18 protein-coding genes and 1 pseudogene are annotated in these 19,969 nt (G+C 38.4%); 10 read left to right on the top strand and 9 right to left on the bottom strand.

What is annotated here, in order from left to right; translation table 11 throughout:
- Nucleotides 1-28: 28 nt before the first annotated feature.
- Nucleotides 29-334 carry a hypothetical protein gene (locus tag E4N80_RS12175; protein ID WP_253699435.1) on the bottom strand — a complete coding sequence of 102 codons (306 nt, stop codon included), beginning with the start codon at nucleotides 332-334 and terminating at the stop codon, nucleotides 29-31.
- 232 nt (nucleotides 335-566) lie between these two features.
- Between E4N80_RS12175 and E4N80_RS12180 the strand changes: the two genes are divergently transcribed.
- Together E4N80_RS12180 and E4N80_RS12185 are read left to right on the top strand one after the other, a co-directional pair.
- Nucleotides 567-2,192 (top strand): alpha-glucosidase, encoded by a 1,626-nt coding sequence (locus tag E4N80_RS12180; RefSeq protein WP_253699436.1) that lies wholly within the window; start codon nucleotides 567-569, stop codon nucleotides 2,190-2,192.
- A gap of 94 nt (nucleotides 2,193-2,286) precedes the next feature.
- Nucleotides 2,287-3,291, top strand: coding sequence for a lipoprotein TP_1001-related protein (locus E4N80_RS12185; RefSeq protein WP_253699437.1), 1,005 nt, complete (start codon nucleotides 2,287-2,289; stop codon nucleotides 3,289-3,291).
- 74 nt (nucleotides 3,292-3,365) lie between these two features.
- On the opposite strand, the gene gltA is transcribed toward E4N80_RS12185, so the two are convergent.
- The 3 genes from gltA to ftcD all read right to left on the bottom strand — a co-directional run bounded on the left by gltA (nucleotide 3,366) and on the right by ftcD (nucleotide 6,883).
- Nucleotides 3,366-4,877, bottom strand: coding sequence for an NADPH-dependent glutamate synthase (gene gltA / locus E4N80_RS12190; protein ID WP_253699438.1), 1,512 nt, complete (start codon nucleotides 4,875-4,877; stop codon nucleotides 3,366-3,368).
- A 13-nt stretch (nucleotides 4,878-4,890) separates the two neighbouring features.
- The gene (locus E4N80_RS12195) at nucleotides 4,891-5,727 is read right to left on the bottom strand and encodes a sulfide/dihydroorotate dehydrogenase-like FAD/NAD-binding protein (protein ID WP_253699439.1); all 837 of its coding nucleotides are present in this window, start codon (nucleotides 5,725-5,727) and stop codon (nucleotides 4,891-4,893) included.
- A gap of 256 nt (nucleotides 5,728-5,983) precedes the next feature.
- Nucleotides 5,984-6,883, bottom strand: a complete 900-nt coding sequence (ftcD, locus tag E4N80_RS12200; RefSeq protein WP_253699440.1) for a glutamate formimidoyltransferase — start codon at nucleotides 6,881-6,883, stop codon at nucleotides 5,984-5,986.
- 137 nt (nucleotides 6,884-7,020) lie between these two features.
- Here ftcD and E4N80_RS12205 point away from each other — a divergent pair, with 137 nt between their 5' ends.
- Nucleotides 7,021-7,281, top strand: coding sequence for a hypothetical protein (locus tag E4N80_RS12205; RefSeq protein ID WP_253699441.1), 261 nt, complete (start codon nucleotides 7,021-7,023; stop codon nucleotides 7,279-7,281).
- On the top strand, nucleotides 7,269-7,490 hold the full coding sequence (locus E4N80_RS13085; RefSeq protein ID WP_495574016.1) for a DUF4143 domain-containing protein: 222 nt from the start codon (nucleotides 7,269-7,271) through the stop codon (nucleotides 7,488-7,490). Before E4N80_RS12205 ends, E4N80_RS13085 begins: the two co-directional genes overlap by 13 nt.
- On the opposite strand, the pseudogene E4N80_RS13065 reads toward E4N80_RS13085, so the two are convergent.
- The 3 genes and pseudogenes from E4N80_RS13065 to E4N80_RS12220 form a co-directional block, all read right to left on the bottom strand.
- Nucleotides 7,490-7,632 (bottom strand): annotated as a pseudogene (locus E4N80_RS13065) (HD domain-containing protein); the annotation flags it as partial. The gene E4N80_RS13085 and the pseudogene E4N80_RS13065 overlap by 1 nt on opposite strands.
- A gap of 93 nt (nucleotides 7,633-7,725) precedes the next feature.
- Entirely contained in the window at nucleotides 7,726-7,899 is a 174-nt protein-coding gene (locus tag E4N80_RS12215; RefSeq protein WP_252507776.1) for an HMG-CoA synthase, read from the bottom strand.
- A gap of 7 nt (nucleotides 7,900-7,906) precedes the next feature.
- Nucleotides 7,907-8,350 carry a hypothetical protein gene (locus E4N80_RS12220; protein WP_253699443.1) on the bottom strand — a complete coding sequence of 148 codons (444 nt, stop codon included), beginning with the start codon at nucleotides 8,348-8,350 and terminating at the stop codon, nucleotides 7,907-7,909.
- Nucleotides 8,351-8,913: 563 nt separating this feature from the next.
- Here E4N80_RS12220 and E4N80_RS12225 point away from each other — a divergent pair.
- The 5 genes from E4N80_RS12225 (at nucleotide 8,914) to E4N80_RS12245 (ending at nucleotide 15,156) form a co-directional block, all read left to right on the top strand.
- Nucleotides 8,914-10,344 (top strand): cysteinylglycinase, encoded by a 1,431-nt coding sequence (locus E4N80_RS12225; protein WP_253699444.1) that lies wholly within the window; start codon nucleotides 8,914-8,916, stop codon nucleotides 10,342-10,344.
- 76 nt (nucleotides 10,345-10,420) lie between these two features.
- Entirely contained in the window at nucleotides 10,421-11,227 is an 807-nt protein-coding gene (locus E4N80_RS12230) for a class I SAM-dependent methyltransferase (RefSeq protein ID WP_253699445.1), read from the top strand.
- 111 nt (nucleotides 11,228-11,338) lie between these two features.
- The gene (locus E4N80_RS12235) at nucleotides 11,339-12,634 is read left to right on the top strand and encodes an ATP-binding protein (RefSeq protein WP_253699446.1); all 1,296 of its coding nucleotides are present in this window, start codon (nucleotides 11,339-11,341) and stop codon (nucleotides 12,632-12,634) included.
- Between the two features lie 473 nt (nucleotides 12,635-13,107).
- Nucleotides 13,108-13,419: a Bor/Iss family lipoprotein gene (locus E4N80_RS12240; protein ID WP_253699447.1), complete on the top strand. Its 312-nt coding sequence runs from the start codon at nucleotides 13,108-13,110 to the stop codon at nucleotides 13,417-13,419.
- Between the two features lie 180 nt (nucleotides 13,420-13,599).
- Nucleotides 13,600-15,156, top strand: coding sequence for a hypothetical protein (locus E4N80_RS12245; RefSeq protein WP_253699448.1), 1,557 nt, complete (start codon nucleotides 13,600-13,602; stop codon nucleotides 15,154-15,156).
- Between the two features lie 184 nt (nucleotides 15,157-15,340).
- Here E4N80_RS12245 and ychF read toward each other — a convergent pair whose 3' ends face one another.
- Entirely contained in the window at nucleotides 15,341-16,447 is a 1,107-nt protein-coding gene (gene ychF / locus E4N80_RS12250) for a redox-regulated ATPase YchF (protein ID WP_253699449.1), read from the bottom strand.
- A gap of 24 nt (nucleotides 16,448-16,471) precedes the next feature.
- Entirely contained in the window at nucleotides 16,472-18,301 is a 1,830-nt protein-coding gene (gene sppA / locus E4N80_RS12255; RefSeq protein ID WP_253699450.1) for a signal peptide peptidase SppA, read from the bottom strand.
- 163 nt (nucleotides 18,302-18,464) lie between these two features.
- On the opposite strand from sppA, the gene murD reads away from it, so the two are divergent.
- The gene (gene murD / locus E4N80_RS12260; protein ID WP_253699451.1) at nucleotides 18,465-19,913 is read left to right on the top strand and encodes a UDP-N-acetylmuramoyl-L-alanine--D-glutamate ligase; all 1,449 of its coding nucleotides are present in this window, start codon (nucleotides 18,465-18,467) and stop codon (nucleotides 19,911-19,913) included.
- The last annotated feature ends 56 nt before the right edge of the window (nucleotides 19,914-19,969 follow it).

Below are 19,969 nucleotides of genomic sequence, written 5' to 3' on the forward strand. Positions count from 1 at the left end.
AAAAGCCCCATCGAAGGACGGGATAAATTTACTTTTTCTTGGGTACAAAGCGTTTTCTTAATTCAGCTGCTTTTGTACCTTTTGCGATATCTGTGCCGGGTTTTTTATCCACAATTTTATAATTTAATGTTGCAGCTCCGTCATTGGCAAGATCAAGCCCTTCCTTTACAACTTGTGCAGGCATTGGATTATCTTTAGCTCCCCTTTCAAGACCGGATATAAACGCTTCATAATGTGCTTTTTGTGCAGTATTCATTTTAAAAGCACAAGAACTAAACAACAAAGCTGCTGCTGCCAACAAAAGTACAACTGTAAAAATTTTTTTATTTTTCATTAATATCTCCTTATAGACACTTAAATATTTTTATTTAAAGTCTTTAAGAAAAATTCCGCCCTTCTTAAAAACTTTGCAAATGTCTATGGAGCTATACTATACTACAATATACATACTGTCAAGAGCCCGCATATTCTCTATATCTTTTTGAAATATATACCCCTTAAATATAGACAAATAATAAAAAACAATTAGAATATAAGTTAGATAAAATTTATTTAGGAGAAGATGTATGGAATGGTGGAATAAAAGGGTTTTTTATCAGATATATCCTAGAAGTTTTTGTGATGTAAACAATGACGGGATGGGAGATATTCAGGGTATTATTTCAAAATTGCCTTATTTAAAGGAACTGGGTATAGGGGCAATTTGGCTTTCTCCCGTAACCGCATCCTCCGATTATGATAACGGCTATGATGTTTCCGATTATTGCGATATAAACCCCAAATTCGGCACCATGGATGACTTTAAGGCTCTATTAAAAGAAGCGGATAAACTCGATATAAAGATTGTGATGGACTTGGTTATAAACCATACAAGCGATCAGCATAGATGGTTTATAGAATCTAAAAATCCCGAATCGCCCTACCATAATTATTATGTGTGGAAAGAACCTAGGCTTGTAAAGGGTAAAAAGCTGCCTCCCAATAACTGGGACAGCCTTTTTTTAGGTTCTGCATGGAAGTATTGCGAAGAAAACGGACTCTATTATCTTCATCTTTTTACCGAAAATCAGCCCGATCTAAACTATAACAATCCCGCGGTGATTGAAGAAGTAAAAAAGATATTGAAGTTTTGGCTGGATATGGGTGTTGCCGGCTTCCGTTGCGATGTTATAAACTGCATTTATAAAACTTCTTATGAAGATGCAAAAAAAAGAAGGATTAAAACAGGTAAAGAGTTTTATCTTTCTCAAAAGGGCTGCCATGATATTCTAAAAGAATTAAATAGAGATGTCCTAAAACCCTACAATGCCTTTACAGTAGGCGAAACTATGGACGTTTCTTTAGAAGAAGCTAAAGATTTTATTCAAGATGAATTGACTCTTGTTTTTCCTTTTGAACATCACACCGGGGTAGACTGCTGGTTTCAAATTCCGGTTTTAAAACGGAAATATAAGCCTTTCCGAATGATTAAAATCCTAAAAAAATGGCAGACTAAAATGCCGTGGACTCCTCTTTTCTTTGAAAATCACGATCAGGTGCGTTCCGTTTCGCGGTTTGGGGATGAGGGAAAATACTACAAAGAAAGCGTCAAAATGCTTGCAACGGTTCTTTTAACCCAAAAAGGAACCCCCTTTATTTATCAAGGAGAGGAAATCGGGCTTACCAATACCGATTTTAAGAGCATGGATGAAATTGACGATATAGCCACAAAGAATATTTATGACACCCTCCGCCGTCTTAAATTCGGTAAAAAACGGGCATTTAAAATGACCATGAACTATGCCCGGGACCATGCAAGAACTCCCATACCTTGGGATGATTCCGAAAACGGTGGCTTTTGTACCGTAAAGCCTTGGCTCCGGCTTAACGAAAAATATAAAGAAATAAATGTAAAAAAGAATCTTTCCGAGCCTGATTCCTGCTTTAATTATTATAAGAAACTGATAGCCTTAAGAAATGAGGAAGAAACCTTACAGTTCGGAGATATAGAATTTGCGGATTTGGGAAAGGATATTTTTGCATATTATCGCAAAAAAGACGATAAAACTTTTTTTATTGTTTCCAATATGTCAGGCAAGGCTCAGAAGATAAGGGAAGAGGTCAGAGGTCTTCCGATTCTATTTAATTATAGAAACTTTAACCCTCAACAGAAGATTTTACGTCCCTTTGAGTCTGTAATTACAAGAATTTAGGGTATCTCAAAAAAACTTATTGGATTTTAAGAAATATTTTAAAATTTTACTATAAAGGCTAAAAAAAACATACAAGATAGGTAGGAGGTCTTTTATGAAAAAAAGATTTTTTTTACCTGTTTTGTTGGTTTTGAGTTTATGTGCTTCTTGCAGCGGAATGATTGAACAGCCGGGCTTTGTTTCAATTTTTCTTGGGTATAATGAGAGCATTACTCTCAAAGAATTTGAGCAGTCCCCAAATAATGAGATAACTCTTATTTTTGAAGGGCGTGTTGTCAGTCTCCAAGCTTATGCTTTAAAAGGAAATTTACCCGAAGAAATTTTGTGTACTGTTGAAGAGATTGAAGCCGCCGATTTTTCGCAGGACAAGGCTTATAAGGCTAAGAACGGAGATCTTTCCGTTTTTAAGATTAAGCCCAGTGCAAGCTTTGAGATAGGCGAGGATTTTAAAATATGCGGAAAGGTTAAAGTTCAAAATCAATTTCTTGATTTTGAGCTTCCCTTTAAGGGAGCAAACACTAGGCCTGCAGAGCTGTCTTTTTCTTCTTTAAAGCTAGGCTCCGCATCTAAAGAGGGCTTTATAAGATTCATCGTAAAAAAAAGCGGAAACTTATTTGGGGTAAGTCTTGTAAATGCGGGGAACTCAAAAGAACCGGACTATGTGTTTCCTGCTTTTGAGGTAGAAGCAGGAAATATAATTGTATTCTATTGGTATTTACCTCTGGACGGTTCAATGCCTGAAGACGGTATTTTAGTTTCCGCCGATGCTTGTAATGCTCTTGAGCCGGGAGAAAAGGCTTTTTGTTTTTGGGCTAAGCTGCAAAAGTTTCAGCCGAAAAGAACGAATGCCGTTCTTATTAGAACAAGTCAAAATGAGGGTTTACAGGATGCCGTTTTGTTTAGGAATCCCAAGGATGAGGAATGGGGAAGGCCTGAAATTGAACGAGCTGCATTGGAAGCTGCCGAAGCCGGTTTATGGCAGCCTGATGGAGATATTTTAAATGCAGTACAAGCAAATATAACTCCTACAAAAATGATTAGACGGATTTCTCAGGTAACAATAAATCATAATGCAGCGGACTGGGTTTTGACAAAATAAATTTTTAAGAAAAAAAGCTGCCCAAGCATATTAAACTTGGACAGCTTTTTAATTATCAGCCTAAACTAAAAGACTTATTTTGTTTTCAGGTACTCATTTATTGCAGCAGCGGCTTTTCGGCCTTCGCCCATTGCAAGAATTACGGTAGCAGCACCTAAAACAATGTCGCCTCCTGCCCAAACTCCTTCTATAGAGGTTTTTTGGTTTTCGTCAACGATGATATTTCCCTTTTTGGTAACTTCCAAGCCGTGACTTGTCTGAGCCATGAGGGGATTGGAATCGTTTCCGAGGGCAACAATTACGGCATCAACTTTTATTTGATGCTCGGTTCCGGGTTTTGCTACAGGTTTTCTTCTGCCGGACTCATCGGGTTCGCCCAATTCATAGTCTAAGACTTCGATTGCACAAACCTTTCCTTCTTCATCTCCGATTATTTTTGTGGGGTTTTGAAGGAAGCAGAACTCTACGCCTTCTTCTTCGGCGTGAGCAACTTCTTCGATTCGGGCGGGCATTTCTGCACGGGTTCGGCGGTAAATACAGTAGACTTTTTTACAGCCAAGGCGGTAGCCCATTCTTGCAGCATCCATAGCAACGTTTCCGCCTCCGATTACGGCCAAGGTTTCAGCCTCATAAAGAGGGGTATCGGAGTTTTCTGCATCGTATGCCTTCATGAGGTTAGCCCTTGTCAGGTATTCGTTTGCACTAAAAACACCGATGAGGTTTTCGCCTTCAATTCCCATAAATTTGGGAAGACCGGCACCGGTTCCGATAAAGGCGGCATCATATCCGTCTTCTTTTAAAAGCTGCTCAAGGGTTTCGGTTCTTCCTACCAAGAAGTTTGTTTTGAATTCAACGCCCATCTTTTCGAGGTTTTCGACTTCCTTTGCAACGATTTCTTTCGGCAAGCGGAATTCGGGGATTCCGTAAACCATAACGCCGCCTGTTTTGTGGAAGGCTTCAAAGACTGTTACCGAGTGGCCTTCTCTGCGGACATCGGCTGCAACGGTAAGTCCTGCAGGGCCTGAACCGATGATAGCAACTTTTTTTCCGGTTTCGGGAGCAACGGGCGGAACAGTGATCTTGTTATTGTTTCTTTCCCAGTCGGCAACAAAGCGTTCAAGACGGCCGATTGCTACAGCTTGTTCGGGGGATTTGAGCATCTTGCCTATTGTACAAAAGGCTTGGCACTGCTTTTCTTGGGGACAAACGCGTCCGCAAATTGCCGGTAAGAGGTTCGTTGTCTTTATTGTATCGACGGCTTTTTTATAGTCGCCTTTTTGAATTTCAGCAATAAATTCAGGAATCGGTACACCTACGGGACAGCCCTTAACGCATGGCTTGTTTTTGCAGTTTAAGCATCTTTCCGCCTCAATGCGGGCCTGTTCATCTGTGTAGCCCATAGCAACCTCATTCATCAGAACAGCTCTTTTATGAGGATCGAGGGTAGGCATTTCCTGAATCGGAATCTGAGTTCTTTCTTTGGGGCTTAAGGTTTTGCCGTTTAAGTCGGCCCAAAGCTGTTTGGCCCGAGCTGAAAGCTCTTCATGGCTTATGTGTTTATGACATTCTTTATTTGTATTTTCCATATTTTTCCGCTCCTTAATTAAAAATACCGGACTTGCACTTATGCCTATCCTGATCTTCGCGTCCGCGGAAGGCCTTCATTCTCATCATCATATTATCAAAGTCAACTTTGTGTGCATCGAATTCGGGACCGTCAACGCAGACAAATTTTACCTGATTGTCTACAGTTACACGGCAGCCGCCGCACATTCCCGTACCGTCAATCATAATCGTGTTAAGCGAAACCGTTGTTTTTATTCCGAAGGGACGGGTGGTTTCGGCGCAGAATTTCATCATTATGGGCGGGCCTATTGCAAAAACTTCATCGGGAGGCGTTTGACTTTCACAGAGCTCTTTTAAGGGTACGGTTACAAGGGCCTTTCTTCCATAAGAACCGTCATCGGTTGTAATGATGAGCTCATCGGCAATAGCTTTCATTTCATCTTCAAAAACGATTAAGTCCTTGTTCCTTGCTCCGATGATAACTATGAGCTTGTTCCCTGCTTCTTTAAAAGCTTGGGCTATAGGGTACATGGGGGCAACACCAATACCTCCGCAGACACAGACAACCGTTCCGCACTTTGTGATGTGGGAGGGGCGTCCAAGAGGGCCTAAAATTGCAGCGATAGAATCACCTACATTTTTATTGCAAAGTTTGATGGTTGTAGCTCCTACGGCCTGAATGACGAGGGCAATCCAGCCTTCTTCGGCGTTCGCATCGGCAATCGTGAGTGGGACTCTTTCACCGAAGTTGGTATCTATTTGAACGATTACAAACTGTCCCGGATGCCTGTTTTTTGCGATCTCCGGTGCTTCTACGCGCAAATAAAAAACCTCAGGCGAATATTGCCGTTTTTCAAGTATTTTGTGCATAATCATACTCCTTAAGGTTTATAATCTATAAAAAAATAATGATTTAAGATGTTAGATAAGTCTTCAAATCAATGACAACCTTAACGGGTTATTATATCAAAATTCAAGAAATCTTGCAACATACAAGCCGGAATTTGTTGTATGTCTGCATACCGGAGAAGTTTCCCCCTAGCCGCAGAATAAAGCAGCATAAAATAAAAAACAGATTACCGAGCATTCCCGATAATCTGTTTTTAAAAAAATTCTTATAGTAAATCTATTCGAGTAATCTTGCCTCGATTATCTGGCTGAATTCAAAGTTTTCGATTTGGAGATAATAAGAAGCAACATCCATTAAGGCGGCCATCGGGGTAAGACCGACAATTTCGGTACCGGCAACATTTACGCCATAGCGTTTTGCTTCCATTTTTACCATTTCATAGGACTGATAAAGAGAAGTTTTTGTATAGTCCGTCATGTTCATTGAAACTTGAACAATTCCGCGCTCCGTAAGGTCTACACCCATTGCTTTAACAAAGCGTAAACCGCCGCCTAAGAAGCGGACCTTTTTTGCAATCTTATCTGCGATTGAAAGATCGTTTGTGGCCAAGTTTACGTTAAAGGCAACGAGGGGCATTCGGCAGCCGACTGCTGTAACTCCTGCAGAAGGATGAATTTCCGTTCCGCCGAAATCGGGCTTCCATTCGGGCTGCTTTACCTTTTCAGCCATACCTTCAAACTGTCCCTTTCGGATATTGGAAAGGTTTTCACGCGCAGGGGCAGATGCCGATTTTTCATATAAAAATACGGGAATCTTGTGCTGTTCCCAGATGAGTTTTCCAACCTCCTTGGATAATTCGATACATTCTTCCATTGTGGAATTTTTAATCGGAATAAAGGGTACAACATCGGTAGCTCCCATTCTGGGGTGAGCTCCCTCATGCTTGCGCAAGTCGATAAGGCCGGCTGCTATTCCGATAGCTTCTACTACGGTTTTTTTAAGTTCTTCGGGTTCACCGATTACGGTTACAACAGAGCGGTTATGGTCCTTGTCGGATTCGTAACCAAGCAGTTTTACATTTTCTTTTCCGCGGAAGGGGGCTATAATCTTTTCCAAAACTTCAGGATCGCGGCCGTTACTAAAGTTGGGAACACATTCAATTATTTTGTTCATCATAAAAAACTCCTAAGACCTTTAACGTCTTTCGCAAGTGTAACACAAAAAAAGGTATTAGACAAGATAATAAGAACGGCCGATATCACAACATTGAAACCGGCTCCTTAATTTCAATTAAAAAGAATGTAAAGGATATTTTGATTCCATCAGAAGAAATGAAAATTGCCGTTCATCCTATGGATTTTGAAGAATTCCAATCGGCAATTCAGGGGAACACTTACCAGTTAAGAAAGGAAGTATATAAAAGCGGGAAGAGTGCCGGCGGGCAGATACACCGAAAATGGATGAAAGATTTTAGATTATATATGGCCGTCGGAGGAATGCCTCAGGCCATGAGCTTTATTATCATACATGGGATAAAGAAAAAAGCACCCACTATTATGAAATTGATTTTTTAATTTCTCAAGGTGCAAAGGTAAAGGCAATCGAGGTAAAATCTTCGGGTATGGGCAGACATGAATCTTTAAAAATATTCCGTAAAAAATATTCCAAGGTCTTAGCCTCCTCAATCTTAGTTTCTTCTAAAGATAGAAAAACAGAGGACGGCATAGAGTTCCTGCCGATGTACATGCTGGATTTTGCGGCTAATAACATCGAGATTAATTAAATATGCATATTCTTATTTATTACCATATCATACATTATGTTATTTTTTTCCAAGAATAACCTTCAGACATATAATTTTGAATTATCGGTTCTAATCTATCAAATACGGAAGCAAATTTTGCTTCATTCGTTATTAACTCCTTATTATAAAAACAGCATCGGTCTAACATTGTTTTAAACCGCAACCCGGCTCGACCGGCATGTCGGCTTTGAAAACTGTGTTAGGTTCTATCTCTCTACGAATTTGAAACCTTACTACTTGCAAGATTTATTTTTGTAAATTGCTTTTTTTCAGAATCTGTTAAAGAAGAAATAGGAACTCCTTTCTCTTTTGCATAGTTACGCAACGCTTTCATATTGACAAAATAGGGAAGCGTATTAACATCTATCGGAGAATAAGTTTTCTGCATATAAGAATTATAATTGTTCATCTGTCCATTCATATGTATAAACCTCCATAATATTTTTCATTTGGTCATCAAATATCCCAAAATGAAACTGATGAAGCATACAAATTGCTTCTGCTCCAAGCTTCTCGACATAATGTTGCAATAATTTTTCATCCGCAGCAAAGCCAAAAACATCGCCATCATATCCATATTCAATAGATTTTTTGCCTGCGATTGCAAATAAATGGCCTCCAACACCAGAATATTTCGGTGTATCAGTCAATTGCTTATTATTCTGCGGAGCAGTACACATCCATTGAATATAAAGTGCGCCTGCATCTGGATTATTTTGAACGGAAACCAACCCTTGAATATCCACAGTTCCCTTTATTACAAGGGCGTAAACTTCTGAATTTTTGGTCAACTGCGACCAATCTATATACCAACCATTCTTTTTGTTATATTTTTCCAAAAAAGAACTTCGTTTTATGCGAATAACTTCCGTATCGACTAGTTCGCCTGTAACATTATCTTTTAGGCACGAAGTGAAATCATCTATGTAGACAGATATAAATCGTAGACAGATATAAATCCAAAATCCATACTGTTATTATAGCATAAAAAGTACTTTTCTGCATTAAAAATTCAGTATGAAAATATAAATATTTAAAGCCCATATTGCAGGGTATAAGTCCTACGCTACAGGCTTGTTTCCAATTTGAGAAAAGTGAATTGTGAATTTTGGCATGAGGCGAGAGGTTAGGTCAAGAGGTCGCAAAGACGAATTCATCATCTCAGCGGTATGTATAGGCCATCCAATTTTTCTTTCGCTGCAACATGCTTGTTGTATTTGTTCTATCGTCATTGAATTATTATAGCATAAAATTACCTTTTTGTGTGAAGAAATTGTAATTTTTACACAAAAGCGGCTCAGTAAGCCGTGGTAGTCCCCCATTGTATCTTGCCGTTAATCGATAAAAGATGTATACTCTAATTGTAAAGTAAGCATAACTTTAATACAATTTCGGAGGAACTATGAAATTTAATATTGCAAAAAAAGGCGGTGTAGCTGCCCAGTTGGTTTTTGAGGAGAAAATTGAAGGCGGCTATCTTAATCATTTGAAGGAAAAAGAATTGTTTTCCGGAAAGGCGGAAGAGGTTTATTATACTCTCGACTCCAATCTTAAAGCCCAGCTTTTTATCGGTTTAGGTAAAGAAGAAAAAATTGACTTGGAAGTTTTAAGAAAAACTTTTTTTAAGGCAGCAAGTGAGCTTTTAAAGAATAAGGTAGAAGAAGTCGAGCTCAACATCCCTAAACTTAACAATCTATGTAATTATAAGATGGCTGAGGCTATTGCAGAAGGTATGCTCCATGCCACCTACAAATATGATAAGTTTAAAAGCGATCGTAAAGAACAAACCGAAATTACGGTCAATTATAACTCCGAAAAGGGCAAGGAAGACAGAGCCGAAAAAGGTGTAAACGAAGCCGTCAAGCTCATGGAAGCGGTTTTTTTAACCAGAGATTTGGTAAATCAGCCGGCAAATGTAATCTATCCTGAAACCTTGGCTAAAATTGCCAAAGAAAAACTTGAAGCAAAGGGCGTCAAGGTTACAGTCCACGGCAAAAAAGAAATTGAAGCTCTCAAAATGGAAGCCTTCCTCAATGTAGCCAGAGCAAGCACCAAGGAGCCTAAACTCATCGTTATGGAATACTATAATAATCCCGGCTCCAATGAAAAGATCGCTCTTGTCGGTAAGGGCTTAACCTATGACAGCGGCGGATACGCCATTAAACCTGCTACAAGCATGGTTGATATGTTTACGGATATGGGAGGCTCAGGTACGGTCATCGGAGCAATGCATGCTCTGGCCGACCTCAAAGCAAAGGTAAACGTTGTCGCTGTTGTTGCTTCTTGCGAAAATATGATTTCGGGAGACGGCTACAGAAACGGCGATATTATCGGTTCAATGAGCGGTAAAACTATCGAAATTATTAACACTGATGCCGAGGGTAGATTAACATTAGCCGATGCCGTTTATTATGCTACCAATAATTTGGGAGCTACCAAGCTGATTGACCTTGCAACCCTCACCGGCGCTTGTGTGTCAGCTCTTGGAGAACAGGTCAGCGGTGCAGTTACAAACAATGATGAGTTCTTTTCAGAACTTGTTAAGGCAAATGAAAGAGCAGGTGAAATTGTCTGGAGAATGCCTACTATCGAGTATTATAAAAAAATGAACGAATCGAAAGTTGCAGATCTAAAAAATTCGGGTGGAAAGTTAGGCGGAATGATGACGGCCGGTCTATTCGTCGGTTCCTTCCTTGCAAAAGAAGATATCCCTTGGATTCACATTGATATAGCCGGAACTGCCTACATTACCGAAAAATTCGGCTACCTAAAAGAAAACGCCACAGGAACCCTTGTAAAGAGTCTTTACTATATGCTAAGCAAAGAAGCTTAAACAGCTCTTTCTAATGCCGCAGGGAAGCAAATATCTTTCTTGCGGCATTTTTATTATAAATAAGGAGAATTATGATATGAGTACAAAAAATTTACTTGATGGTGTAGAAGATACATTATATATCCCGCTTGCAGCAAGAATATATGCATCCGAGAAATTCCCTAAATTTTTCTATGATGAAAAAGCATTGTCATTAAAACAATATATACCGACGGATAACATAGAAAATAATACTACCGAATATTTTTATATGGCCAGTGTATGCAGACAACAAACAATCGATAAAAAGATAAAAAAATTTCTTGAAGAAAATATTCAAAGCAATGTAGTGTTTTTAGGAGCCGGTTTAGAAACCGCTTACAATCGTATCAATAATATTAAATCTAACTTTTATCAAATAGATTTGCCTAACGTTATAGATACCAGAAAAAAAGTATTAGGAAATGCAGATAATGAAAAGCTGCTCTCAGGGGATATGTTTACTCTTGATTGGGTAAAAGAAATAGATACTTCATTGCCGACTATGATTGTTGTTTCGGGAGTATATCAGTACTTCGATGAAGGTAAAATTGTAGAGATGATTAAAAAAATGAAGTCTTTAATTCTTAAAGGAGAATTGGTATTTGACGCAACAAATTCTACCGGATTAAAATTAGCTAATAAATATGTTCAAAAGACCGGTAATGTCAATGCTAAGATGTATTTTAGTGTCGATAACCCAAAGGAATTTGCAAATATTACTAATACAAAACTTATAAAAGTCGATGGATTTTTTGATGGAGCATTAAAACATTGTGATGGATTAAAATTCCTAACTCGAATATATATGTATTTCGCCGATAAATTGCACAGAACATTGGTTGTTCACTTAAAATTCAATTAGGGTTGAATGCAAGAAACTTTTCTGTGTTTTAATGTGATTTTTTAAAAATTTATCCTTGATAAATACACGAATATTTGCTATAATTTTACTATAAAGTACAGGAGAATGGATATGTACAGAAAAATCAGCAAGGATTTGGAAAAATGGAAGAACAGCAAATATCGTAAACCACTCATATTGCAAGGAGCAAGACAGGTTGGCAAAACCTATTCTATCTTAGAGTTCGGCAGAAAAAATTATGAAAATGTAGCCTATTTCAATTTTGAGATGAATCCTAAGCTAAATGAAACCTTTAAAGAAACCTTAAGCCCCGATTACCTGCTTCCTATACTTTCCAATATTGCGGGTAAGTCCATTGTAAAAGAAAAAACATTGATTGTATTTGATGAAATTCAGCTTTGTGAAGAAGCCTTAACCGCACTAAAATACTTTTATGAAGAAGCACCTGAGTATCATATTCTGGTTGCCGGAAGTCTTCTCGGCGTTGCCGTGAGCAGAAAAAAATTTTCTTTTCCGGTTGGTAAGGTTGATATGAAAACGCTCTATCCTATGGACATGGAAGAGTTCCTCCTTGCTGTGGGCGAAGAAATTCTTGTAAAAGAAATAAAAAAAAGCTTTGATACAAATACCCCTCTCTCCGCTGCCTTGCACGATAAGGCAATGATTCTTTATAGAAAATACCTCATCGTGGGGGGAATGCCCGAATGTGTAAAACTTTTTATTGAAACGGAAAATTATATCCTTGTCCGCCACATTCAAGATACTATACTGGCAAGCTATCTAAATGATATGAGTAAGTATAATAACTTAAATGAAATAAAAAAAACCAGACTTGCCTATGATAACATAACCGTTCAGTTGTCAAAAAAAAATACACGCTTTCAATATAAAATGATTAAAAGAGGAGGAAGGGCAGCAGAATTTGAAAATGCAATCGAATGGCTGTCTCTTTCAGGTATTGTATCTCTTGTTTATAAGGTAACCCGGATTAAAAAGCCGCTTGAAAACTATCGCGATATAGATTCGTTTAAAGTTTATGTATCTGATTTGGGTCTACTGCTTGCAAAAAAAGATTTGTCGGCAAATGATGTGCTTTATATGAATGATGACTTAAATGATTTTAAAGGCGGTATGACGGAAAACTATGTACAGGTTCAGCTTGCTATAAACGGTTATCGAACTTATTATTGGGAATCCGAGCGGGAAGCGGAAATAGACTTTATCATAAAACGAAAAGATAAGATTATTCCTATTGAGGTAAAATCGGCAGATAATACCAGAGCAAAGAGCCTAAAGGTTTATATGGAAACATATGAACCGGAATATGCCGTAAAACTTTCTTCAAAAAATTTCGGCTTTGAAAATAAAAAAAAGATTGTTCCTCTCTATGCCGCTTTTTGTATTTGATTTTTTCGATAAAAGTGGTATAATAAGAAGAGATTTTGAGGCAGTTATGGATTCCGATTTTATATGTTCCGAAAGTGATAATTCAGTTTTGTGCATATTGACAAACATCCTTTTTTATTCTAGTATAATCCCATGTGTAACTTCTTACAGACTTGTTCTAAGTTCAATTTTTCTCAACATGGAATTTTAATACAGAAATTTATCTGTAAACAAATAAATCAAGTTACCCCCCCCCCCCCCCGAAAAATTTAATAAATTAAAAAATATTTTAATAAATATATTTTTTCTTTATTGTTTTAATTTTACTTTAAATTCATTAACCCCACAAAATAGGTTTTATAATCGAAAGCATTTTAAGCTGACAAGCGGTCTTCTTAAAGAAAGCTTTATGCGGAATCAGACTGAGAAGCTCATTCGATTTAAAAATAAAAATACTTGCAACAAAAAAAGATTGCAAAAAGGAAGGTTTAAAAATGAAAAAGAATTCTTTTTTAAGAATTACGGCACTGCTGTTGGTTTTGGTAATGGTTAGTATGTCATTGTCCAGCTGTATGACTAATCGTCATACTATTGGAAAGGGTTCACAGACAGGAGTAGTTGAAAAAAGCAGACAATGGTATGCCTTATGGGGCTTGGTAAAGCTAGGAGATAGCGACACCAATAAAATGGTTGGAGACACTACTGACTATAAAATTGAAACATATTATGGCGGCGTCGATTGGCTTATAAACTTTTTCTTGGGAGTTTTTAGTATCCAAAGCCGCACTATAAAAGTTACTAAATAAAAAACGGTCTTGTATATTTAAGCAGTTCCGCACTTAATATACAAGACCATTTTACAAATATAAAAAATCGTACTACCCCAATCCAGCAAAATCTTTTTATCTTTATTTATATAATTCAATGTTAAAATATGTACTCCGCATCTCTTTGAAAATTTATCTTAAATAGTATATAATGCAGTTATGAATCAAGATAGGGTTAAAGAAATTTTGCTCGAGACGGCGGATACGGAGCTTGAGTTTTCTGTTGTTTTTACGGGAAAAAGCAGCAAAAAGGTAAACGGGCTTTATAAGCCGGACACGCACGAAATTATTCTTCATAATAAGAATTTTGCGAATGATAATGAACTTATTTACACGGCTGTGCATGAATATACCCATCACAAACAGTGTGAAAAAGAGGGCGGTTTTTATTCGACACGGGTACATAGCCCCAAGTTTTGGACTCTCTTTCACAGCCTTTTGGCTGAGGCCGAAAAAAAAGGCTTTTATAAAATCACTCTTGAGGAGTCGCCCGAGCTTTTGGAATTAACCGATGAAATCAGACAAGTTATAATGGTAGAAGACGGTAAACTTATGAAAGAACTCGGCCGCCTGCTTGGAAAGGCTCGGCCTCTTTGCAAAAAAGCCGGTGTAAGATATGAGGATTATGTCGATAGGGTGCTCTGCCTCCCGAGGGCATCCGCAACTGCTATCGAAAAAATCAGTGCCTACAATGTAAACCCCGCCATCGGTTATGAGGCGATGAAGTTTGTGGCCAATATAGGCAATGCGGAAAAAAGGGCTGAGGCAGAAGAAATGTTTTTAAATAAGACAAGCCCTGCAACAGTCCGGGGTACAATTTCTAAAAAGAAAGAAGAAGACCCGCGGCGAACCTTAGAAAAAGAAAAACGGCGCTTGGAAAAAACCATTTTAAGCCTTCAGGCTCGGCTTGAAACCGTTGAAAGCAGGCTTGCCAATATGCCGATAAGTCCCTTTATAATAGCAGTGATTTTTTCTATCTTTATGTCCTTACCTATGATCGGACAAAACTCTAATCCGATTCCGATTCCGTCCGTGCCTCCTATCCCCGGTATGCCGGAAATTCCTAAACCGAATACAATAAACCCTGTAATACCTCAAGCTCCGGCTGCCCCGGAATTTTTAAAAACAACCAATCAGCCTAAGACTGAAAAAACCGTCGCAAGAAAAAAAATAAGCCCTGCCGAAATGATAGAACGCTTAAACTCAAGCCAAGACGGTGCTTTTGCAAAACGGCTTATGGGTACCCTCATCGAAAATGACGATCAGGGCTTTGATGTTCTAAACAAAATTATTGAGGAACTTTCAAAGGATAATTTACAAGGATTCCCCATTCAAACCGTAGAATCCAAAAATAAAAAAAACGTTTTAATAAAGAATTTTAATTTTAACGGAAAAAATATGCTGGAAGAATTCGGCTCCTTTGCCGTGTCCGGAATAACGGCCGATAAAAGTTTTTTTATGGCAGCAGAATCAAAGGCTGCGGCAGCAGGCCAAAAAAACGGAGAGCGGTTGTATATTTTTGCAAAACGGAACATAGCCGGAACCTACAAACTCTTTGTAGAAATAGACCAAGACACCAAAAATCACAGCTCACTGTTTTTTAAGTTTTTTAAAAACTCTCCCTTTGATGCGAAGCTTGACCAAAATATTTTATCTTCTCAAATAAAGACCGATAGACTTGACTTGGATGCTGTTTTTGACCTAACTGCGGAGTAAGGGGAAACTATACAAACATAAGCTTATGTAAAAAATATGGAGTAAAAATAAAAAAAGAAGACTCACTCAAAAGGAGGATAATGAGCGAGTCTAGTGAAAAACAGTGTGTATCGTTTGTGTGTGGCTCGAGTATACTTAAAACGGATAAAAATGTCAAGCATTTTTATAAAAATTTATTTAAAAATTAAACATTAAATTTAAAGAACATAACATCTCCGTCATTTACTATATAAGCTTTTCCTTCTTGACGGTAACGCCCAGCTTCTTTTATCTTTTGTTCACTTCCGTATTTTACAAAGTCATCAAAGCTGTATACTTCAGCCTTTATAAATCCCTTTTCAAAGTCGGTATGTATAACTCCGGCTGCCTTTGGAGCCGTATCCCCGGCATGAATTGTCCATGCCCTGCACTCATCTTCTCCGGCCGTAAAAAAAGTTCTAAGCCCAATTAAGTGATAGGCAGCCCTTGCAAGCTGTGAAAGACCCGATTCTGCCAAGCCTACCTCAGCTAAAAAACTTAGGCGTTCTTCTTCACTTTCAAGGTCTGCTAATTCGGCTTCAAACTTTCCGCAAATTACAACGGTATCTGCCCCCTCGGATTCTGCAATCTTTTTAACCGCCGCTATATAGGGATTGTTGTCTTGAGCACCTGTTTCATCTACATTGCAAACATACATTTGAGGCTTCATTGTAATTAGATGGGTATCGTAGATTGCATCTCTTTCATCATCGGTCAAATCTGCAAGGCGGGCGCCTTTTCCTTCTTGCAAAAGAGGACGAATTTTTTCGATAGCCCGCATTACGACAGCGGCTTCTTTTTGAGCTTCCTTGCCCATGCGGCTCGCCTTTTCGGCACGCTCGGCTCTTTTATCCAAACTTGCAAGATCGGCAAGAGCGAGCTCGATATTTATCGTTTCAATATCGGAAGACGGATCTATTTTCCCTGAAACATGGACTATATCATCATTATCAAAACAGCGTACAACATGGGCAATAACGCCTACTTCTCTTATATGGGATAAAAACTGATTCCCTAAGCCCTCTCCCTTTGAAGCTCCCTTTACAAGACCTGCAATATCCACAAATTCTACGGTTGCAGGAATTACCTTTTTTGGATTAAAATGTTCAGCCAATTTTTTTAAACGGGCATCGGGTAAACTTACAATTCCTACATTGGGGTTTATTGTACAAAACGGATAATTAGCAGCCTCAGCCGGTGCACTTGTAAGAGCCGAAAATATAGTCGATTTTCCTACATTGGGTAAACCCACAATTCCGCAATTTATAGCCATATCTCTTCCTCCATTACCGCAAGTTTAGTTTTCCCAAATAAGGTATTCAGGGCTGTAAACATAGATGCCTTTTTTTGATTTTAAATTTAAAAAGTCAGTGAAGGCTTTGATATCTGCAAAGTTCATCTGCGAAAATATCGAAGCATCAAGATCTTCTAAAATGCTTTTTATCAAGGCTTCCGTAAAAGGCAGGGGCTTTTTTATTTCCTTTACGGAATATTGTCCGCTTATGTTTGCAAGCTCTGCAGCATATTTTACTGCCTCGTCCAAAGAACCCAAAGCATCAACCAATTTTAAATTTAAGGCTTGTTCACCTGAATAGACACGGCCGCCGGCTAATTCTTCAACGGTTTTTTCAGGAAGATTTCTTCCCCTTGCGACGGTTTCGATAAATGTCTTATATATGTGCATAACTTCCAGCTGCCTTACCTCTTTTTCTTCTAACGAAGGTTCTTCTAAAACGGAATATGAAGGCTTTTGTCCCGAATAAACCAAATCGCTTGTTATACCCAGATATTTTTTTACGGCTTCCTTAAAGGATGGAGCTGTAGCCAATACACCGATTGAGCCGGTAATTGTGTAGGGGCTTGCAAAAATATAATCTGCAGAAGAAGAAATCCAATAAGCTCCCGAGGCGGCAACAGACCCCATGGAAACTACAACAGGTAAACCTGAGGCTTTAGCTCTATCTATAGCCCGCCTTATTTCTTCGGAAGCAAAGACCTCTCCTCCGCCTGAATTTACTCTTACAACGATAGCTTTTACAGTCGGGTCATCTTGGGCAATATCAAAAAGTTCTACAATCTTGTAACTTACGGCAGAGTCATCTATACGCCCTGTACCGCTGGAAGAAATCGCTCCGTTCAGATGAATGACGCCTATTGAATTTTGAGAGGGCGTTTCTGCAAAGTTTGCATTATACGAAGTATAGTCTATTGTGTTTACATTTACCGAAAATGTTTTACTATCGGCAAAGCCTATGTTTGCAGCAAACTCATCGACTGAGGCAATATCGGTAACAAAGCCTTCTTCTAAAGCGGCCTTTGCTCCGTTTCCTTCATATTTTTTTATAAGAGCATTATTGTTTTCGGCGAAAGCCCTAATTTTTTCGGGCGGCATATTTCTGTTTGCTGCAATGTCCGAAGTATACTTATTCCATAAATCATCGAACATGGATTTTAAGTTTGTTCTTACATTTTGCGAAAGGTTATCCCGCGAATAAGTTTCTGCCATGCCCTTGTAGGTTCCGGCCTGTATCACATTCCACTTGATTCCGAATTTTTCTTCCAAGCCTTTAAAAAAAACCGGACGGGAAGCAAAGCCTGCAAAGGAAACTTCTCCCAGCGGATCAATTCCTATTCGGTCTGCATAAGAAGCCAAAAAGTAAGAAGGAATGGAATAGCCTACAGCATAGGCATATATTTTCTTACCGGAATTTTTAAAGACTTTTAAAGCGTCTCCCAGTTCACTTAAGTGTCCCGATGAGAGGCCTCCCAATTCTGAAAAGTCCAAATAAAGGCTTGTTATCCGTCTATCGAAGGCCGCATTTTTTATAGCTTTTACAAGGTCAGAAACTAGTACCGCCGATTTTTTCCCGATTGCGGGAATGCCGGCCGAAAAAATATCCGATTCCTTTTCTGTAAGAATTCCGGAAGGATTTATCATTAGGACGGCCTCATTCGGTACGCGCTCTACTGTTTTTGTGTTAGAGGGTATGCTGCCCATAACCCCTAAAAATGAAAAAAAGAAAAAGAAGAAAATGATGTTTATTATTATCAAACGCAAAATGTTTATTCCACGAAAAAACGCCATAAAACAACCAGGCCGCTTTTTTTGTTCTTGGTTTTCCTGCATATTTATCTCCTAAAATACAATTTAAGGCATCATCATAGCAAAAAACCGGTTTTTTTTCAACTAAGAAGGGTTTTAAAGGAAACATAGTCTTTTTATAGTGTGTTGACAAAATGCAGATCCTCCTCATCTGGTACTTCCTAAATTTTTTTGTTATAATGATGATATGCAAATAAGCTTAGAAAATATCAAAAATAAAAAAGTAACCGTTATGGGGCTTGGTCTAAATGGAGGCGGGCTTGCGACTGCCCAATTTTTTGCCCGATATGGAGCCGAGGTTACGGTAACCGATTTAAAAACTTCGGAAGAACTGCGGCCCTCAATCGAAAAACTTTCCGCTTTTAAGAATATTCGGTTTGTGTTGGGTGAACATAGAATAGAGGATTTTAGAGAAGCAGATCTTGTCATCAAAAATCCCGGCGTAAAGCTTGAAGGAAATGTTTTTTTAGAAGCCGCAAAACAAATAGAGTCGGATGTTTCGGTTTTTCTTTCTCTTTCAAAGGCGCCGATTTTGGCGGTAACGGGAAGCAAGGGGAAATCCTCTACGGTAAGTGCTCTTTATTACGGACTTAAAAAGTTAGGATACAATGTTTTTTTGGGCGGAAATATTACGGTCAGCCCTTTAAGTTTTTTTGAAGAAACTTCTTGCGGTACGCCTGTGGTTCTGGAGCTCTCCAGTTGGCAGCTTGCCGATTTAAAAAATAAAAAACTGCTTAAGCCTAAGATTGCGATTATTACGCCCATAATGCCCGACCACTTAAACTGGTACGGCACAATGGAAAAATATGTTGACGATAAAAAAATAATCTATGAAAATATGGATGAAGCGGATTATCTAATCTGTAATTTTGATGACGGCTGGGGGAAAATTTTTGCAGAAGAAACAAGGGCAAATGTTTTTTGGTACAGTGAAAAAAAGCCGGCTAAAAAATATCGAGGTGTTTTTTTTAATAAGAACCAAGAAGGCCTTTGCAATTTAAGTGATGGAGAAAGGCTTTTACTTTCAAAGGATGCAAAAGTTCCCGGGCTTAAACTTAAACAAAATGTCTTGAATGCAGGTCTTGCTCTTCTGCTTTATCAAAAAATTCATAAGCCTGAAAATTTAAAAGGCAACGACATCTTAAAAGATAATAACATCAAAGAGCAATCGGAATTTATCCGTAAATTTATGGACGAGTATTCGGGGATTGAACATCGATTGGAATTCTTTTATGAAAAAAACGGAATAAAATTTTATAATGATACGGCCGCTACAATTCCCGAAGCATCTGCTGCCGCCTTAGAAGCCTTTGATAAGCCTCCCGTCTTAATTTGCGGCGGAACAAATAAAAACTTAAATTTTATTCCGCTTGCCGAAAAAGCAAATCTTGCTAAAAGCCTATATCTTCTTGCAGGAACGGGAACAGACCTTTTAATTCCTCTCCTTAAAGAAAAGTCTATTGAATATAATGGCCCCTTTGACAGCTTGGATTCTCTTTTGCTTTCGTTAAAAGAAAATGCAGAAAAAAGCGATGTCGTAATTCTATCGCCGGGTGCAGCCTCCTTCGGCATGTTTAAAAACGAATTCGACCGCGGAAATAAATTTAAAGAAAAGGTAAGAGAAATATTTTGCTGATAGAATTTGATTAAACCTTGATACCAAGAAATAAAGATTATATAAAGGGTGTTTAT

It is taken from the genome of Treponema denticola, assembly GCF_024181605.1.
In the GTDB taxonomy this organism is placed as follows: Bacteria; Spirochaetota; Spirochaetia; order Treponematales; family Treponemataceae; genus Treponema_B; species Treponema_B denticola_B.

Coding starts and splice junctions, on each gene's coding strand:
- E4N80_RS12215 (WP_252507776.1), bottom strand. CDS start 7,899: ATGCAGAAAACTTATTCTCCGATAGATGTTAATACGCTTCCCTATTTT.
- E4N80_RS12240 (WP_253699447.1), top strand. CDS start 13,108: ATGAAAAAGAATTCTTTTTTAAGAATTACGGCACTGCTGTTGGTTTTG.
- E4N80_RS12195 (WP_253699439.1), bottom strand. CDS start 5,727: ATGCACAAAATACTTGAAAAACGGCAATATTCGCCTGAGGTTTTTTAT.
- ychF (WP_253699449.1), bottom strand. CDS start 16,447: ATGGCTATAAATTGCGGAATTGTGGGTTTACCCAATGTAGGAAAATCG.
- E4N80_RS12235 (WP_253699446.1), top strand. CDS start 11,339: ATGTACAGAAAAATCAGCAAGGATTTGGAAAAATGGAAGAACAGCAAA.
- murD (WP_253699451.1), top strand. CDS start 18,465: ATGCAAATAAGCTTAGAAAATATCAAAAATAAAAAAGTAACCGTTATG.
- E4N80_RS12180 (WP_253699436.1), top strand. CDS start 567: ATGGAATGGTGGAATAAAAGGGTTTTTTATCAGATATATCCTAGAAGT.
- ftcD (WP_253699440.1), bottom strand. CDS start 6,883: ATGATGAACAAAATAATTGAATGTGTTCCCAACTTTAGTAACGGCCGC.
- E4N80_RS12230 (WP_253699445.1), top strand. CDS start 10,421: ATGAGTACAAAAAATTTACTTGATGGTGTAGAAGATACATTATATATC.
- E4N80_RS12185 (WP_253699437.1), top strand. CDS start 2,287: ATGAAAAAAAGATTTTTTTTACCTGTTTTGTTGGTTTTGAGTTTATGT.
- sppA (WP_253699450.1), bottom strand. CDS start 18,301: ATGCAGGAAAACCAAGAACAAAAAAAGCGGCCTGGTTGTTTTATGGCG.
- E4N80_RS12245 (WP_253699448.1), top strand. CDS start 13,600: ATGAATCAAGATAGGGTTAAAGAAATTTTGCTCGAGACGGCGGATACG.
- E4N80_RS12225 (WP_253699444.1), top strand. CDS start 8,914: ATGAAATTTAATATTGCAAAAAAAGGCGGTGTAGCTGCCCAGTTGGTT.
- gltA (WP_253699438.1), bottom strand. CDS start 4,877: ATGGAAAATACAAATAAAGAATGTCATAAACACATAAGCCATGAAGAG.
- E4N80_RS12175 (WP_253699435.1), bottom strand. CDS start 334: ATGAAAAATAAAAAAATTTTTACAGTTGTACTTTTGTTGGCAGCAGCA.